This window comes from Streptomyces globisporus, from assembly GCF_003501885.1.
In the GTDB taxonomy this organism is placed as follows: domain Bacteria; phylum Actinomycetota; class Actinomycetes; order Streptomycetales; family Streptomycetaceae; genus Streptomyces; species Streptomyces globisporus_D.
In genome coordinates this window covers 20,659-37,850 of sequence record NZ_QWFA01000114.1, presented here as the reverse complement: position 1 = coordinate 37,850, position 17,192 = coordinate 20,659, and the positions used below count along the sequence as shown (strand labels likewise).

At 70.3% G+C, this 17,192-nt stretch carries 12 protein-coding genes and 3 pseudogenes; 7 read left to right on the top strand and 8 right to left on the bottom strand.

Annotation, left to right across the window (positions count from 1 at the left end; translation table 11 throughout):
* Together D3105_RS21165 and D3105_RS21160 are read right to left on the bottom strand one after the other, a co-directional pair.
* Positions 1 to 397, bottom strand: a pseudogene (locus D3105_RS21165) (hypothetical protein); the annotation flags it as partial.
* 134 nt (positions 398 to 531) lie between these two features.
* A pseudogene (locus D3105_RS21160) lies at positions 532 to 1,593 on the bottom strand (Ig-like domain-containing protein).
* 291 nt (positions 1,594 to 1,884) lie between these two features.
* Here D3105_RS21160 and D3105_RS21155 point away from each other — a divergent pair.
* The 4 genes from D3105_RS21155 to D3105_RS21140 all read left to right on the top strand — a co-directional run bounded on the left by D3105_RS21155 (position 1,885) and on the right by D3105_RS21140 (position 6,080).
* Positions 1,885 to 3,087: a lipid II:glycine glycyltransferase FemX gene (locus tag D3105_RS21155; RefSeq protein ID WP_118904669.1), complete on the top strand. Its 1,203-nt coding sequence runs from the start codon at positions 1,885 to 1,887 to the stop codon at positions 3,085 to 3,087.
* Between the two features lie 157 nt (positions 3,088 to 3,244).
* Positions 3,245 to 3,928, top strand: a complete 684-nt coding sequence (locus D3105_RS21150) for a response regulator transcription factor (protein ID WP_118904668.1) — start codon at positions 3,245 to 3,247, stop codon at positions 3,926 to 3,928.
* On the top strand, positions 3,925 to 5,457 hold the full coding sequence (locus tag D3105_RS21145; protein ID WP_118904667.1) for a sensor histidine kinase: 1,533 nt from the start codon (positions 3,925 to 3,927) through the stop codon (positions 5,455 to 5,457). Before D3105_RS21150 ends, D3105_RS21145 begins: the two co-directional genes overlap by 4 nt.
* Positions 5,454 to 6,080, top strand: coding sequence for a hypothetical protein (locus tag D3105_RS21140; RefSeq protein WP_118904666.1), 627 nt, complete (start codon positions 5,454 to 5,456; stop codon positions 6,078 to 6,080). Before D3105_RS21145 ends, D3105_RS21140 begins: the two co-directional genes overlap by 4 nt.
* Before the next feature lie 25 nt (positions 6,081 to 6,105).
* On the opposite strand, the gene rbsD is transcribed toward D3105_RS21140, so the two are convergent.
* Genes rbsD through D3105_RS21115 form a run of 5 tightly spaced genes read right to left on the bottom strand, consistent with a single transcriptional unit; the run spans position 6,106 to position 12,002 of the window.
* Positions 6,106 to 6,495: a D-ribose pyranase gene (rbsD, locus tag D3105_RS21135; RefSeq protein ID WP_118904665.1), complete on the bottom strand. Its 390-nt coding sequence runs from the start codon at positions 6,493 to 6,495 to the stop codon at positions 6,106 to 6,108.
* Positions 6,492 to 7,415 (bottom strand): ribokinase, encoded by a 924-nt coding sequence (locus tag D3105_RS21130; protein WP_118904664.1) that lies wholly within the window; start codon positions 7,413 to 7,415, stop codon positions 6,492 to 6,494. Before D3105_RS21130 ends, rbsD begins: the two co-directional genes overlap by 4 nt.
* A gap of 57 nt (positions 7,416 to 7,472) precedes the next feature.
* A complete protein-coding gene (locus D3105_RS21125) occupies positions 7,473 to 9,431 on the bottom strand; it encodes a substrate-binding domain-containing protein (protein WP_118904663.1) in 1,959 nt (652 codons plus the stop codon).
* Positions 9,421 to 10,989 carry a sugar ABC transporter ATP-binding protein gene (locus tag D3105_RS21120; RefSeq protein WP_118904662.1) on the bottom strand — a complete coding sequence of 523 codons (1,569 nt, stop codon included), beginning with the start codon at positions 10,987 to 10,989 and terminating at the stop codon, positions 9,421 to 9,423. The genes D3105_RS21125 and D3105_RS21120 overlap by 11 nt, the downstream gene beginning before the upstream one ends.
* Positions 10,986 to 12,002, bottom strand: a complete 1,017-nt coding sequence (locus D3105_RS21115; RefSeq protein ID WP_118904661.1) for a LacI family DNA-binding transcriptional regulator — start codon at positions 12,000 to 12,002, stop codon at positions 10,986 to 10,988. The genes D3105_RS21120 and D3105_RS21115 overlap by 4 nt, the downstream gene beginning before the upstream one ends.
* Before the next feature lie 633 nt (positions 12,003 to 12,635).
* Between D3105_RS21115 and D3105_RS21105 the strand changes: the two genes are divergently transcribed.
* The 3 genes and pseudogenes from D3105_RS21105 (at position 12,636) to D3105_RS34345 (ending at position 14,986) form a co-directional block, all read left to right on the top strand.
* Entirely contained in the window at positions 12,636 to 12,995 is a 360-nt protein-coding gene (locus D3105_RS21105; RefSeq protein WP_078654661.1) for a hypothetical protein, read from the top strand.
* A gap of 319 nt (positions 12,996 to 13,314) precedes the next feature.
* A pseudogene (locus D3105_RS21100) lies at positions 13,315 to 13,524 on the top strand (hypothetical protein); the annotation flags it as partial.
* 205 nt (positions 13,525 to 13,729) lie between these two features.
* Complete coding sequence (locus D3105_RS34345) at positions 13,730 to 14,986, top strand: hypothetical protein (RefSeq protein ID WP_123947586.1); 1,257 nt, start codon at positions 13,730 to 13,732, stop codon at positions 14,984 to 14,986.
* 24 nt (positions 14,987 to 15,010) lie between these two features.
* Here D3105_RS34345 and D3105_RS21090 read toward each other — a convergent pair whose 3' ends face one another.
* The gene (locus tag D3105_RS21090; protein WP_118904658.1) at positions 15,011 to 16,936 is read right to left on the bottom strand and encodes a GmrSD restriction endonuclease domain-containing protein; all 1,926 of its coding nucleotides are present in this window, start codon (positions 16,934 to 16,936) and stop codon (positions 15,011 to 15,013) included.
* Positions 16,937 to 17,192: the final 256 nt, after the last annotated feature.

Genomic DNA, 17,192 nt, shown 5'->3' with positions numbered 1-17,192 from the left:
ACGCGGGCGGGGTCCGGACGACCAGGTGCAGAGGGCCCGGCCCGTCGCGCTCCGGTGGGTCGTAGCGGGCCAGATCGATCGTCAGCCCCGGGCGCAGCAGCCCGTGCGGGGCGATTCTCGGCATGTGCCAGCGGAGCAGGTCGGGAGCCAGATGACGCAGGTCTGCCCTGATGCGGGCGGCGAGGGCCCGGCCGTGGCTGACTGCCACGGACCGGAGTCGGAGATCGACGTCGACGCCTGCTGCGGCGCACGCTCCTGCCCAGTCCCCGGCCTCGCGGCGGGCGGTCGCAGTCTCGATCATCGGGGCCGGCACGGCGAACTCGCGCACGCGCGGCCAGAAGGAGGGGGAAGGAGAAGAGGACGGGCGGGAATCCCGGTTCGCGGTCGAAGGGAGCATCAGCACTCACCTTGCGCGGACGGGTCCCCCAATCTGTTCATGGAGTGAGTCATCGCGGGGGAGCTTAGCTCCGGTCACCGAGATCTGCCAGAAGTTTCTTCAGCGCCATGGACGACTCACTCCGCCGAACGGTCTCAGCGCAACGCGCTCATCTCCTGCCACTCGGTCCACGAGAGGTTCCACGCGCCGAATCCGTTCCCCGGCGCGACCACGCCCTTGGTGTCCTTGCCGGTGATCTCGAACGGATCGCCCGGCCGCACCTGCCCGTAGAACCAGGCCGCGTCCGCGTCGCTCATGCCGATGCACCCGGAACTCCGGTTGGCCCTGCCGAGATGGCGGGCGTTCCACGGGGCGGCGTGGGCGTACATGCCTGACCAGGTCAACCGCATGGAGTGGTCGACCATCTTGTCGTAGGCGTCGGCGAGGCCCACGGTCTCGGAGTTCATGTTGATCGTGCCCTCCTTGGCCATGAGTACGGCGGTCCCCCGCCAGGACCGTTTGTCACCTCGACGATCTGCCGGTCGCCGACGGTGAAGGCCGTCGTGTAGTCGCGGACGAACCAGCCGCCGCCCGCACCCGAGTCGGTGCCGTTCAGCTCGGCCTTCAGCCTGACCTCGGTCCCCGGCTTCCAGTACGTCCTGGGCCGCCAGTCCACCCGGTCCCGGCCCGACCAGTCGCGCATCCAGCCCCAGGAGCCCTCGGTGTCGTTCGAGGTGGTGACCTTGAGCTGCTTCTCGACCTCGGCCCGGTTCCTGACCGGGTGGTCGAAGACCAGGGAGATGGGCTGGGCGACGCCGACGGTGGTGCCGGTGCCCGGTCGCCAGTCGACCTTGTTGACCTTGTCCGCCGCCGCCGTGGTGAAGCCGGCCCGGGCGGTCCGGACGGTTCCGCCCGTGCTCCGGGTCGCGGCCGTCACCTCGTACGTCGTACCGGGTGCGGCCTTGCGGTCGGAGGCCCAGGAGCGGCCGTCGGCGGCGGCCTTTCCGGCGAGCCGGCGGCCCTCGGCGTCGGTGACGGTCACCGAGGTGAGGCGGCCGCCCGAGACCGTGAGTCGGCGCGTCCGGTGTCGCCTCGGCGGCCGGGCCGCCGGAAGAGGCGCTGGACGAGCAGGCGGCGAGAGGTGCCACGAGGGCGGCCACCACGGCGGCGCGGACGCGGGCGTGGATGTGCACGGGTATGTGTGACGAGCGGGACAACGGAGCCTCCGGGAGAGCCGCGAGAGAGCCGGACGAGTCGGCGATGCTGCGACTGTAGATCCGAAAAACCCCAGTTCAGACGCCATGGGGCGATGTGACGGCGACTGGTGAGGAACGGTCATGGTCCGGTCACATTCGCCGCTCGGAGCGGTCATGAAGCGCTGTGAGCATCCTCTGCGTCCCCGCGAAACGTCCGGGGAGCCGTCCCGCGAAAGTCCGGGAGACCGCCCCCGCGACCGAGTGCGGGAGCCGTCCCCGCGACCGGGTCCGGGGAGAAGGAGAGGTCAGACCGTGTCAGCGCTGCTCGTGCCGTCGTCGTCCAGCCCCGTGCGCCGCGCACGGAACCAGGGCCTGGCCCTGGGCACCATCACCCCGGAGACCTACCGCGCCTTCCTCGCGTCCCCGGAAGGGCGGGCCCTCGGCCCCGGCTTCCTCCAGTGCCCGTCCTGGGCCGACGTCAAGGAGGGCTGGCGCGCCCACCTGATCGGCTGGGGGCCCGATCCGCAGGCGGGCGCGCTGACGGGGGCGGCCCTGGTGCTGCTGCGTCAGTTCCCCGGTACCCGCAAGTGCTTCGCCTACCTCCCCGAAGGTCCCGTCGCGGACTGGAGCGACCCCGACGTCGACGCATGGCTCGATCCGCTGCTGGACCACCTGCGCCGTGCGGGGGCCTTCGCCGTGCGCATCGGCCCGTCGCCCGCCTACCGGCGCTGGGACGCCGCCCGGCTCAAGCCGCACGCCGGTCCGGGCCGCCGTCTCGGCGACGTCCTGGCCAGCGAGGTCGACCCCCTCGGATCCGCCGTCGCGGACCGGCTGCGGCTCAGGGGCTGGCGGCGCTGCGGTGGCGACGGGACGGGCCAGGGCGGGGACGCCCAGCCCCGCCACGTCTTTCAGGTACCGCTCTCCGGACGCACCCCGGACGACCTGTGGGCCGGGCTCAACCAGGAGTGGCGCCGGAACGTGCGCCGGGCCCGGAAGGAGGGGGTGGAGGTGGTGGTCGGCAGTGCGGCGGACCTGCCCGAGTTCAGCCGCCTGCTCACCCTCACCGAGCGTCGTGACGGATTCCGTCTCGGCCGCTCACTCGCGTACTACGAGCGTCAGTACACCGCTCTCAACGCCGAGGTACCGGGCCGCATGAAGCTGTATCTGGCGCGGCACCGGGGTGAGATCCTGGCCGCTCACACGATGATCACCGTGGGCCGACGGACCTGGTACCAGACCGGGGCGTCGGCCGACCACCGCCGCGAGGTCCGGCCCTCCAACGCCCTGCAGTGGCGGATGCTGCTGGACGCCCACGCGACCGGGGCGGACGTCTACGACATGCGCGGGGTACCCTCCACTCTCGATCCGGAGGAACGTGCGTACGGATTGCTGCGGTGGAAGCTCGGCACCGGTGGTCAGGTCGTCGAGACGTTGGGGGAATGGGAGAGGCCAGTGGGCGGCAGCGCCAACCATGCGCTTCACCGTGCCTTCCAGGCGTATCTGAACCGCCGATGACGCAGACGTCACCGACGACGCGCACCGCCCTCGGCCTCACCTTCACCCCGCTCGCCCGTCCGCTGCGGCTCACCGAACTGAACACACTGCTTTCGCGTGTACGCAGTCGGCGGGTTGGGACCTGACCCGACCACCACCACCCAGGGAGAAACAGCCGATGTCCCGCGTGCTCCTCGTCGAGGACGACCCTTTCGTACGTGAGGGGGTCCAACTCGGTCTGCGCCGGCGCGGCCACGACGTACGAGCAGCCGGAACCGGCGAGGAAGGTCTCGCCGCGCTGGCCGAGTTCCGCCCCGAGCTGCTGCTGCTGGACCTGATGCTGCCCGGCATGACCGGCGTACAGGTCTGCCGGCGGATCCGGGAGCACAGCCAGTTGCCGATCATCATGCTCACCGCGCGCGGCGACGACTTCGACGTGGTCATCGGCCTGGAGGCCGGCGCCGACGACTACATCGTCAAACCCGCCCGGCCCGAGGTGATCGACGCCCGGATCCGGGCGGTGCTGCGCCGTATGGACGACGGCTCGACGGGCCGCCCGGCCATCGAGGTCTACGGCGACCTCACCATCGACCGGGTCGGGCTGACGGTCTCCAAGGCCGGCCGGCCCCTGCCGCTCGCTCCCTCGGAGCTCAGACTGCTGCTGCACCTGTCCGCCGCTCCCGAGCAGGTGTTCAGCAGGCAGCAGCTCCTGGAGAACGTCTGGGAGCACACCTTCCACGCCGATGGCCGACTGGTCGACGCCTGCGTCGCCCGGCTGCGCGGCAAGATCGAGAACGAGGTCGGCACCCCGCGGTACGTCCAGACACTGCGGGGCTTCGGCTACCGCTTCGGCCCGCTGTGATCACCGTCCCCCGCCCCGGCGGCAGAAGCGGGCGAGCGGACGGCGCGGGGCCCGCCGCACACACCCGTAAGCGTTCGCGGGTCAGGGCGTTCGGTCTGCGCACCCGGCTGCTGGCCGCCTTCCTCCTGGTCGCCGCGGTCAGCGCCGGCACGACGTCCGCCCTCACCTACCGCGAGGCCCGCAATGCGCTCCTGAAGACCGCCCAGGACATGGCCGTCTCGACGTTCCGCGACGAGGTCGAGCGGACAGGCTGGAGGCTGCCCGTGGAGGAGGAGGGGATCGAGGAGATCCTGCGCGACCTCGCCCGCACGGGCAAGCCTCGCCCCTGGGTGGTGTTCGCCGAGTACGGTTCGGTCCGCGCGTCCTCGGGCGAGAACCCCGTCTCCTCCGTCATCACCCCGGAACTGCGCCGGGCGGCGACGGCCGACCGGTACGGCAGCTTCCAGCGGGTGGTCAAGGACGGCGTCCCCTACCTGACCATCGGCATGCCCACGGTCTTCAGGACCGGCCCCGACAGCGTGCTTCCCAGCGGGCTCGTCCTGTACGCCGTCATGCGGCTGACCGACGAGCAGGTCAACGTGGACGCGCTCCTCGTCGCCGCCCGGAACGGCGCCCTGCCCGGTCTCGCGGTCGCGCTCGTCCCCGCCCTGCTCGCGGCGCGCAGCGTGCTGCGTCCGGTACGGGAGCTGCGCCGGGCGGCCCGGAGCATGGGCAGCGGCAGACTCGACACCCGGATACCGGTGCGCGGCCGGGACGAACTGGCCGACCTGGCCGACACGTTCAACGAGTCGGCGGGCCACCTGGAGCGCTCCGTCGGTGAGCTGCGCGATGCCGAGGCGCGTGCGCGCCGCTTCGCCTCGGACGTCTCGCACGAACTGCGCACCCCTCTCGCCGGGATGCTCGCCGTCACGGAGGTCCTCGACGAGGACGCGGACCGGCTGGACCCCGACACCGCCCAGGCGGTCCGGCTGATCAGCGCGGAGACCGGAAAGCTGGCCGTGCTCGTCGAGGACCTGATGGAGATCTCCCGCTTCGACGCCCGCGCGGCCGAGCTGAACACCGACGAGATCGATGTCGCCGAGACCATCCGCAAGACCCTCCAGGCCCGGCACTGGGCGGACGACGACCGGATCCGCACCGAACTCCCCCCGGGCATCCGGGCCCGGCTCGACCCGCGCCGCTTCGACGTCGTGATCGCCAACCTCGTCGGGAACGCGCTGCGGCACGGCGGCGCGCCCGTCACCGTGCGCCTGCGCACCGAGGCGAGCTCCTCGGGCACGCTCGCACTCGTCGTCGAGGTCGCGGACCACGGCCCCGGCATCCCCGCCGCCGCGCTCCCGCACATCTTCGACCGCTTCTACAAGGCCGACGCGGCCCGTACGCGCTCGCGCGGCAGTGGCCTGGGCCTGGCGATCACCCTGGAGAACGTGATTCTGCACGGCGGCACGATCCGCGCGGGGAACCTGCCCGGTGGCGGTGCCGTCTTCACCGTCGGGATACCGCTCCGGGCCGAGGAGGCCGGCAGATGAGGCGTACGTGCCGGCACGGTGTCGCGAGGAGGCGTGCGTCGTGGCGCGACCTCGCCGCGGCCGTCGTCGCCGCGGTCGGGATACCGCTGATGGGCGGCTGCGGGATCCCGGACTCCGACGTCGTCGAGGCGGGCGGCCCCGCGACGGTCGAGGCCTTCCTCAACCGTGACGCCGACATGCTGCTCTTCTTCCGTTCCTCCGACGGCGGGTTGAGTCCCGTGATCCGGGAGGTCAGACCCTCGGCCGGGTTCGGCGACGACTACATCGAGCCGGGCGCGGCCGACCGGGGCCCCTCCGGGCCGGCGGGTCCTGCACCCACGGAGAAGGTCGTCCTGGCGCTGCTCTCCGGCCCGGGCGAAGCGGACCGGGCCGCCGGTCTGACCACGGCGCTCCCCGCTGTCCGCGAGAAGGGAACCGTGACGGTGGAGGTCTCCTCGGACGGCGGGGTCACCGCCCGCCTGCCCCTCGCCGTGCAGGGGCTGGACGCCACGGCCGTACGCCAGTTGACCTGCACGATCGCCTACAACCAGACCGAGGACGGCCGGGGGGTCGTGACGCTGAGGGGACAGGACGGGGCGCAGAGGTCCGGTTCCTGCGGCCTCGCCCCGGGGGCGTCCGGCTGAGAACAGCTCCCCGGCCGGATGCCCCTCAGAAGAACACCCCGCACCGCAGCAGCACATTCGCGTACGGCCGTGCCTCCCCCGTACGGACCACCAGGCGGGCCGTCGCCGTCAGCGCCTTCAGGTCGTCGTGCGGGACCGACTCCAGCCAAGGGAAGTGGGTGTCCAGGAGCGCCGCGGCCGCCGGGTTGGCGTCGCGGAGCTCCTCGGCCGCCGTCGCGCCCTCGACGACCAGTTCGTCGAGCAGGCCGTCCAGTACCTCGGCGAACGACGGGGTGCCTGCGCGGAAGGCCAGGTCGACGACGCGGGGGCCGGACGGTATCGGCATGCCGGCGTCGCAGACCAGGACGGTGTCGCCGTGGCCGAGTTCGGCGATCGCGCCGGCCAGATGGCGGTTGAGGATGCCCGACTTCTTCACAGCGCGTCGACCTCCTCCAGCGTCGGGAACGACTCCTGCGCCCCTCGTGCCGTGACCGCCGCGGCTCCCACCCGCACGGCGAAGGCGGCCGCCTCCCGCAGGTCGTCGCCCCGGCCGAGACGCCAGGCCAGGGCCGCCGTGAACGCGTCCCCGGCACCGGTGGTGTCGACGGCCTCGACCTTCGGGCTGACGAGGTGGTCCAGCGAGTCCGTACGGCGGTCCGCGACCAGGGCCCCGGCGGCGCCCAGGGTGATGACGACCGAGCGCGGGCCGAGCGCGAGGAGCGCCGGGGCCCAGTCGTGCGGCCCCTCCCCCGCGTCCTCGCCCAGGATGTACCGCGCCTCGTGCTCGTTGACCACCAGCGGGTCGCAGGCGGCGAGCACCTCGTCGGGGAGCGGGGCGGGCGGCGACGGGTTGAGGACGAGCCGGGTGTCCGGCCCCCGGCCGCGTACCGTCTCGGCCACCGTGTCCAGGGGGATCTCCAGCTGCACGGAGATCACCCGGGCGGCGGCCAGCAGCGGGGCCGCCGCCCGGACGTCCTCGGGTGTGAGGCGTCCGTTGGCCCCCGGGGAGACCACGATGCTGTTGTCGCCCGAGGGGTCGACGGTGATCAGTGCTACACCGGTGGGGGCCCCGCCGACCAGGACGCCGCCCGTGTCCACGCCCGCCGCCCGCTGGGAACCCAGCAGGAGGCGTCCGTGGTCGTCGTCGCCGACCCGGGCGAGCAGGGCCGCCCTGGCGCCGAGGCGGGCGGCGGCCAGCGACTGGTTGGCGCCCTTGCCGCCGGGGTGGACGGCCAGGTCGGAGCCGAGGACCGTCTCGCCGGGGGCGGGGCGGCGCTCGACGCCGATCACCAGGTCGGCGTTGGCCGACCCGACGACCAGCAGGTCGTACCGGTCGTCGGAGGCGTTGTCGTGCATGGGCGTGCTTCCTGCTTTCGTCGGTCCGGGTTCAGCAAACCGGTGCGCGGGGCGGGTTCAGGAGAAGTCGGCGACATTCTCCCGGGTGACCACCTTGACCGGCACCTTCACCGTGCTCGCGACCTTCTCGTCCTTCGCGGCCTTCACGGCGTTCTGCACGGCGATCTTCCCGAGTTCGGCGGGCTGTTGGGCGACCGACGCGTAGAGCGTGCCGGCCTCGACCGCCTTCAGGCCGTCGGGGGTGCCGTCGAAGCCGACGACCGAGACGGACTTCCCGGCCTTGCTGCCGAGCGCCTTGACCGCGCCGAGCGCCATCTCGTCGTTCTCGGCGAAGACGCCGGTGACGCCGGGGTGCGACTGGATCAAGTTGGTCATGACATCCAGGCCCTTGGTGCGGTCGAAGTCCGCGGGCTGCTTGGCGACCACCTTGATGCCCGGGTACGCCTTCAGCCCCTCGGCGAAGCCGGCCCCGCGCTCACGGCTGGCGGAGGTGCCCGCCGTGCCCTGGAGGATGACGATGCTGCCCTGGCCGCCGAGCTTGTCGGCCAGCGCGTCGGCGGCGAGCTTGCCGCCCGCCACGTTGTCGGAGGCGACGAGGGTCGCGGTGTCGGCCTTGTTGACGCCCCGGTCGGCGGCGATCACGGGAATGTCGGCCTTGTTGGCGCTGCGGACGCCCGGCCCGACGGCGTCGGAGTCCACCGGGTTGACGATGATCGAGGAGACTCCCGAACTGGTGAAGTTCTGGAGCTGGTTGGCCTGCTGGGAGGCGTCGTTCTGGGCGTCGGTGACGGTGAGATCGACGCCCGCCTTCTCCGCTTCCGCCTGGGCGCCTTCCTTCATCTGCACGAAGAAGGGGTTGTTGAGCGTGGAGAGAGACATGCCGATCTTCTTCGTGCCCCCGGACGAACCGGAGTTGAAGTAGGAGACCGCGCCGACGACGAGGGCCACGGCGAGCGCCGCCCCGGCGAACTTGAGCGCTCCCCTGCGCCCGGCGCCCGGTGCGCCGGGTGCCGTCCCGGCCGAGGAGGCCGCCCCCGAACCGGCCTTGCGACGCAGCGTGTCGAGCAGGACGGCGAGGGCGATGACGACGCCGATGACGACCTGCTGCCAGAACGCCGACACGGAGAGGAGGTTGAGGCCGTTGCGGAGGACGGCGAGGATCAGCGCGCCGATCAGGGTGCCGGACGCCTTGCCGACACCGCCGGCCAGGCTCGCCCCGCCGATGACGACGGCGGCGATGGCGTCGAGTTCGTACCCCTGGGCGGCCTGCGGCTGGGCGGAGACGAGGCGCGAGGCCAGGACGATGCCCGCGACGGCGGCGAAGAGGCCCGACAAGGCGTAGATGACGATCTTCTGGCGCTTGACGCGGAGACCGGAGAGCCGGGCCGCCTCCTCGTTGCCCCCGATGGCGTACATCGAACGGCCGATGAAGGTGCGGCCGAGGATCAGCGCGGTGATCAGGCCCATCGCGATCATCACGAGGACCGGTACGGGGAGCCAGCCGCCGAGCGTGTCGCCGAGCCGTGAGACGGAGTCGGGGAACGCGATCGGGCTGCCCTGCGAGATGACGAGCGAGAGACCTCGGGCGATGGAAAGCATGGCCAGCGTCGCGATGAACGGCGGGAGTTTGCCGTACGAGATCAGGGCGCCGTTCACGAAACCGCAGGCGATGCCGGTGACGATCGCGAGGACGACGGCCAGGACGACGGGTACGCCCGCCGATGTCGCCGACCAGGCGAGGACCGTTGCCGACAGGGCGGCCACCGAGCCGACGGACAGGTCGATGCCCGCCGAGACGATGACGAAGGTGACGCCGAACGCGAGGATGGCGGTGACGGCCGCCTGGACGCCGACGTTCAGCAGGTTCTGCGTGGTGAGGAAGTCGCCGGAGAGCAGCGACATCGCCACCACCAGGACGACCAGGGCGCTCAGGGCTCCGTTGTCGAGCAGGACGCGGCGTATCACGGAGGCGCCCCCTGTGCTGCCCGTGTCACTCTTGAGTGTCTCAGTGGCCACGGGGGCCCTCCTCTTCGTTCTTCGGTGCGGGGTGTTCGTGGGGCGCGGAGGTGGAGACCGCGAGAGCCATCACCGCGTCCTGGGTGGCTTCTTCGGCGGGGAGTTCCCCGGCGATCCGGCCCTGGGCCATGACGAGGACGCGGTCGCTCATGCCGAGCACCTCGGGCAGATCGCTGGAGATCATCAGGACGGCGTGGCCGGAGGCGGTCAGTTCGTTGATGAGCTGGTAGATCTCGACCTTGGCACCGACGTCGATGCCCCGGGTGGGCTCGTCGAGGATGAGGACCCGGGTGTCGGCCAGCAGCCATTTGCCGATGACGACCTTCTGCTGGTTGCCACCGGACAGCGTGCGCACGTGCTGGCCGATGCCGGACATGCGGACGCCGAGCTGCTTCGAGATGCGGGCGGCGGCGGTGCGCTGGCCCTTGAGGTCGACGAGCCCGGAGCGGGTGGCGGACCGCAGGGTGACCAGGCCCAGGTTCTCCTGCACGGAGGCGTCGAGCACCAGCCCCTGGCCTTTGCGGTCCTCCGGTACGAGGCCTATCCCGGCGCTCATCGCGGCGGGGACGTCGTGCCGGGCGAGGCGTTCGCCGCGTACGTCGACGGTGCCGGCGTCGTACGGGTCCGCGCCGAAGACCGCGCGCGCCACCTCCGTACGCCCGGCGCCGACCAGTCCCGCGAGGCCGACTACCTCGCCGGCGTGCACGTCGAAGCTGATGTCGTGGAAGACACCGTCACGGGTCAGCCCCCGCACGGACAGCAACGCGTCGCCCGTGTCGGGGCGTTCGCGCGGGTACTGCTGCTCGATGCTGCGGCCGACCATGAGCTGGACGAGTCCGTCCTCCGGGGTGGAGGCGGGGACCTGGTCGATGCTGCGGCCGTCGCGGAGGACGGTGACGCGGTCGCCGAGTGCGGCGATCTCTTCCAGGTGGTGGGTGATGAAGACGATCCCGACGCCGTCCTCGCGGAGTTGGCGGACGATCGCGAAGAGTTTGTCGACCTCTTCCGAGGTGAGCACGGCGGTCGGCTCGTCCATGATCAGGACGCGGGCGTCCAGGCTGAGCGCCTTGGCGATCTCCACCATCTGGAGCCGGGCGATGCCCAGTTCACGCACCTTGGCGTCGGGGCGTACGTCGACGCCGACGCGACGCAGCAGCTCTGCGGCGTCCTTTCGCATCCGGCGGTGGTCGACGAGTCCGTAGCGGCGGGGCTGGCGGCCGAGGAAGATGTTCTCGGCCACCGTCAGGTCGGGGACGAGGTTGAACTCCTGGTAGATGGTGGCGATCCCGAGCCGTTCGGCGTCCTGCGCGCCGTCGATGCGCACCTCGCGGCCCTCGGCCAGGATGCGGCCGTGGTCGGGGCGGTAGGCGCCGGAGAGCATCTTGATGAGGGTGCTCTTGCCCGCGCCGTTCTCGCCGAGCAGGACATGGACCTCGCCTCTGCGGAGGTCGAAGTCGACGTTGTCGAGCGCCACGACGCCGGGGAAGGTCTTGCGCAGACCCTCGATGCGCAGCAACTCGTCGGGGGCGGTGCTCGGTTGCTCCTCCGGTGCGGTCACCGGTCGCTCCTCTGGTTCGTTGCGGCCCCGCCGCACGAGCGGCGTACGACGAGGCGGGCGGGCAGGGTGACGGACTGCGGGGTCCGTCCTTCGATCAGGTCGGCCAGCGCACGGACGGCGGCCCGCGCCAGGTCGGCGGTGGGCTGGGCGATGGCGGTGATCGGCGGATCGGTGTGGACGAACCACGGGATGTCGTCGAAGGCGGCGAGCGCGATGTCGTCGGGCACCCGCAGACCCCTCGCCCGGATCGCGTCGAGCGCGCCGAGGGCCATCAGGTTGTCGGCGGCGAAGACGACCTCGGGCGGCTCGGCCAGGGCGAGGAACTGCTCGGTGGCCCGGCGTCCGCTGGCGGCCTGGAAGTCGCCCTGCCCGATGTAGGCGGCGGGCAGGGCGAGCCCCAGCCCCCGCATGGCCTCCCGGAACGCTTCGACACGCTCGTTGCCGGTGGTGGTGGCGGCGGGCCCGGCGATGATGGCGAGCCTGCGGTGCCCGAGTCCGTGCAGATGGGCGACGAGATCCTTGACCGCGCCCGTACCGTCGGCCCGGACGACGGGCACGTCGATGCCGGGGATCCAGCGGTCGACGAAGACCATCGGCGTACCGCCCAGGGTGACGTCCCGCATCAGCGGGGAGCCGCCGTCGGCAGGCGAGACGAGGAGCCCGTCGATCCTGCGGTCGATGAGCGTGCGGATGTGGTGGTCCTGGAGCTCGGGCCGCTCGTCGGCGTTGCCGATGATGACGCTGTAGCCGAGCGCGCGGGCCTCCTCCTCGACGAAGCGGGCCAGCTCGGTGAAGTACGGGTTGAGCACATCACTGATGACCAGGCCGAGGGTGCGGGTCTGGGCCGTGCGCAACGACCGGGCCACCGCGTTGGGCCGGTAGCCGAGCGCCTCGACGGCGGCGAGGACACGGGTGCGCGCCTCTTCGCTGACGGACGGATGGCTGTTCAGCACGCGCGAGACCGTGGCGACGGACACCCCCGCCTCGGCCGCGACATCTTTGATGCTCGCCATGTCCGGACCACCTCCTTGTGGTTTCCGTACACCTCGAAACCCGGTGACCGACCGGTGGTGGACCGGTTCACGGACGCCGTGGAATCGATTACACGCATGATTGGAATCGATTACATGGCCGAAAGCAAGACCCCCTCCCGTGGCCGAGACCGGATCGTGACGGGAGGGGGCGGTCAGCTTCCGGTCCCTCCTGGTGCCCGTCGTCTCCACCACGTTCTCGTCTGTCGGCAGCATGTTCGCCCGCCTCGGCCGGGAGCCGATCGGCTGGCTGCTCGTCGACGAAGCCGGGCAGGCGACGCCGCAGGCCGCCGTCGGGGCACTGTGGCGTGCCCGCCGCGAGCCGTGCCAAGCGCCGCCTCTACGTCGTCGGGGAGCGCAGCTTGTGGGCCACTCTCCGCCATTTCAACGTCCTCGCCGCTGAACTGGCGGAGTTCGACCACCATCGTGACCGGGCGCGGCCTGGCCACCGGACGGCGAATGACCGGCACCGGAGGCTCGCTCGGAGCCGGGGCCCACTCACCGGTCGTCGGCAGCTCGGGCACGGCGTCGTCGCCATTGGAGTGAGTACGGGGCCACGCTCGGTTGAGTCATCCGTCTCATGTCCGGCGGGGGCGAACCGGTGAGGATCAGGGCATGGACTCTCGCACCTATGACGCGCTCTACGGACCGGCCCGCATCACTCCTCCGCCTCGCCGCCCCGGTGTGGTGCTGCTGTCCGCGGTGCTGTGGCTGCTCACGTCGCTGTCCGTCTCCTGGCTGTGCTTCCTGGTCGGGATGACAGCGCTGTGGGGAGCGGCGGCAGGTGCGCCGGTCGGCGGCCTTCTGCTGTGCTGCTTCGCGGTCCTGTGCGTCGGCGCGGGCATGTTCGTCGCGGTCTGCCGGGCACCGGCGGTGCGGCGAATGTCCGGTGACGCGCGCAGTCTCCTGCTGGGAGCGCTGGCCTGTCCGGTTCCTCTGGTCCTGGCGGCGGCTGCGTGGTTCTCCATCGGGTGATTGGCTCCGCAGCGCATCCGGACTCTGCCCACCGGGGCACGCCACCGGTCCGGCAAAGCAGAAGACCCCACGCGAAGTGGGGTCCTGCTGGTGGGACGTTCGCTGCCGCGGCACGGGTGCGGCAGCGCGCCGCCCGTGGCATTGGCGGGGACGGTGACAACCGCGTCGGACAGGTCGAGCAGCTGGGTGGAGACGCCTTCTTCATCCGGCCGAAGAGGGAGGCGGCCGCGACCGCGCTGCGGAATTTCTCCGAGCCGACCCAGACGTGGTGTTCATCAAGCTGGGCTGCGACCCCGAGGCCGTCGATGTCGCCGTCCGTCAGTTCCGCTGCGTCGCGGTCATCGGCGTCACCGAGGACGCGCTGCCGTTCCCGAAGGCGGTCACACCGCCCGAGGTGGACTCCAAGCAGCACGAGACGGACATGCTGTCGGAGCGCTGCCTGCTGTTCGTCGCCTGCACAAGGGCCCGTGACAGCCTGTACGTCTCCTGGTCGGGCAAGCCCAGTCCGTTTTGGGTGGAGGCAGGAGTGCAGAGCGAGTTCCTCACTGTCTGGTTCTGCCGGCATGGGTCAGGCAGACTCTTCGTCAGAGCTTCGTGTCCCGCACAGGACACGGACACGGAACAAGGCGATCGCCACCCGTGGCGCCTCCGCCGCCGACGCTGACGTGGCGCACCGTCGCGACCGGAGGGGCAAGGCGGGGCACGGCGGAGTTCGCGCGGCAAGGGGGCCGATCGTGAGTGCTCAGGAAACGCACTTCCAGGGTGCAGAGATCTTGCAGAGCACACGTACTCATGTTCGCTGGACCTTGCAGAAGCTTTCCGCACCGATTTCGTTCTCGTGCCATCAATGCGGCAGGGCCACCAAGGACACGGTGGTCGCCATCAAGACCACGAGTGCGGGCAGGAAACTCGCCCACTGCGCGGACTGCCACCTTCATAGACTCACCAACGTGGCCAGTACGCATGAGCCTCATGCCCCGGTCGTCGGCACTGCCTCGGCTCCTGACGGTGCAGAAGGTGCAGCGACCTCCAGACTCGACCAGACGGTACTGATCCGGCAACCGGACCCGGGTCAACCCCATGACGTAGTCGAGACGGCCTCCGAACTACAGTGGACGTTCGTGATCCGCCGACATCACGTGGAGCACGGGCAGTGTCCGCTCCCCTCGCAGGCCGCACGTCGGATCCGGACGGCCAAAGTCGTGCACCTTGACCACGGCCGCGGCTTCCCGACAGTGTTACTGGATTCGCTCCGCAAGAAGGTCACCAAAGAGCACCTCCGAGGGATCCGGTGGCCGGGCGCGGAACTCATGCCCGGCACCCGGATCACGGCCAAACTGGACCGCAGCCGGCTGCGTCTGTCTCTCACCCCACTGGAACGTCCCGTCTTCATCGGGTCGAAACGGTTCTCTTACGCGTACGACCCCCGGATCATCGCCCGTGAACTCCCGATGAGCCTGGCCCACAGCCCAGCGGGCATCGGTGTCTCGCTCGATGTGCTGGTGCAGGAGACAATCCGCAAACTCGGCTATCTCGACGAGGCGGGCAGCGCGCTTCTGCCGGTGGAGAACCTGATCCGCGGCGTTCGAAGCCGTGGCACGTCCCACCAGTACTCGAGCGACGCGATCCGCGCTTCGGTGAACGGGCTCATCAACCGAAGCCGCCTCACCTGGGAAACAGGAAGCTGTGCGGCCGACGGCGTTCTTCACTTTCCGGCCCGTCCGGGCGAGAGAACGGTCCGCCTCGTCTGCTACACGCCCTTCGTATTGCCCAAGCCGAAGAAGCAGCGGGTCGTACACCTGCCGAGCGCCTCTTCACAGCACGGCGTCGCGGGGCACCTGATGAAGATCGAGCACCTGGGCAAACAGGCCAGCGTTACGGCCCAGGCCGCGTACGCCGAAGCTCACCGCAGCGCCGGACTGACCGGGACCCATCAGCTGCCGAAGGGACACACCTACGTCAAACCTCACGAGCGCGGAGGCCCGACGTAGGTAGGCGAATGGAGGGGCCGTTCACTACCGAACGCTCTGCAACAACCGTTCCGTTGCGGTGACGGTCCAGAAGTTCCATCCGTTCCGATTCGGATTTACGTGCGGGTTCAGGGCGTGGACCACGGCGACCGCCGCCCCGCTGGGAGTCTCGTACTCGCCTCGTCCCGGACCGGAGGGGATCCTCACGACGCGCGACAGGGGATCGTAGTAGGCGTCGACGCGCTGGCCTTCGTAGACCGCGTGGATCTCGACACCGCGCTTCGTGCGAAGTTCTTGGACCTCTGCCCCGACGAGCGTGGGTGCGGTCGGGCCCTCCACGATCAGCTGCTCGTCGCCAGGCAGCTCGTCGATGTCCCGGGGGATGACCTGTGCGTCGTAGCTGGGAAGACCGAGCAACTCGTTGAGGACGTTGGCCAGCAGACTCCGGCGTGCGGCCAGGAAGTCGGGGAAGCGGTCCAGGGACCGCAGCTCTGGGTCGCCGGGGATCCACTGTTCGGCCAGGCGCTCCGGCGCGATCCCCGCCATGTAGTCGACGGGCAGCCCGGAGGAGATCATCTTGTTCGTCTGACCGGTGACGAAGGCAAGGTTGGCGAGGCTGTTCCACTCCTCTTTCGCGTATGTCCCCTGGACTCGGGCGCGCGGGAAGACGTGATGGAATTCGATCTTGGCGCCGCTATTCATCGGCTGGTCGCTGATGGCGATGTTGGTCGCCCAGTCCCGCGCCGTGCCCCGCAACGCGGCGATATAGAGCAGTTTGAAGAAGGGATGCGTGGAGTACTTCTGCTCCAGGTCCCTCGGGTGGAGGGCGCTGTCCCGGGACCGGGTGCCGGAGGCACGGCGAATGAGTTCCGCGAACAGGCCCTCTCCCTCACGCGATTTGATCAGCCTTGCCTCCGAGTCGAGTTTGCCCTCGACCTGCAGCGAGTAGTGACTGAACGCCGTCGCCGTGTACACCCAGCGACGCAGTAGCTGAGCCTCCCCCGGACGCAGCTTGCCGTCCCGGTGGTGCAGCAGCAGGGCGGGAACGATGGTGACGTTCGGTGATGAGAGGACCTCGGACCGGGGGATCGCGCACTCGCCCTTCAGGAAGTCGATGGCGAAGCGCAGCGCCCTCTCGGTGGCGTGCCAGGCCTCCTTCAGCGCGGCTTCGTCCATGTCCGCCCCGATGAGCTTGATGTGATGAGCGCCGGTTCCCGCGAGGAGGCTCGTGAGACGCAGGACGGCTTCCCTGTTCAGGGCGAAGTTGCTGTCCTGCAGCTCCTGGTGGAAGGCGTCCATGGTGTCCAGGCCGTCGGACCACCGCGCCGCGATGGCGCTGTAGACGAGGTCACCCTTGGACAGCCTTCGACCGCCCTTGTTCAACCGGGCGAAAAGTTCGGCGACTTCCTCGTAGTCGTCGGACTCGTAGGTGATGACGGCGATCTCCTGCTTACGGATGTCGTGCACCTTCTGCAAGCGCTGCATCCATGCGCCGAACTGCGGGGCGGAGTAATCGATCCCGGCCTCTCTGAGCACCTCGTGGTACTGCACGTTCTCCTGCAGCAAGGTGGAAACACGGAACAGGAGCGGGTCCTTGCTCTGGATCGCGCTCGGGTTGACGAACTCCTCGGTGCGCACATCGAAGCGCAGGTCGATCAGCCGGCCGTCCGCCTTTGACTCCGGCCGGTACACCCAGGCCAGGGAGGTCAACCGCTGTTGCCCGTCCAGGAGATAGAGAGGCTGGTGCGCCGACTTGTCGGCCTGGACGACGGCAGCCGTCTTGAAGGGGACGGTCAGATTGGTCTTCCACAACAGCAGGGCACCGACGGGGTAGCCCCGGTAGAGGGAGTCGAAGAGATCGCGTACGTCGGGCCTCATCCAGACGAAGTCGCGCTGGATGGAGGGGATGACGACCTTGCCCTGCAACAGGTCCTCGATTTGAGAAGCGATCTTTTGGTTTGCCAGCCCCATGCTGCCCCCAGCCTGTGTGTGCTCCGCCACACACACGCTATCAACTGCCGAGAGGGGCCAACTGCGGCCGAGCGAAACCACCTTCGCCTGCCAGGGGGCGTCGCGTACCCCGCTCGGCCCTGCACGGTTTCGGGCCACGCGTCCGCGCGGCGGAGATGGAGGAGGCTGAACGCGACGACCGGGTCGAGCAGGTGCGTGAGTTGGTGGACGGCGGTGCCGCGTACGAGGAGATCGGTGCCTGTGCGCGGTCACAGTG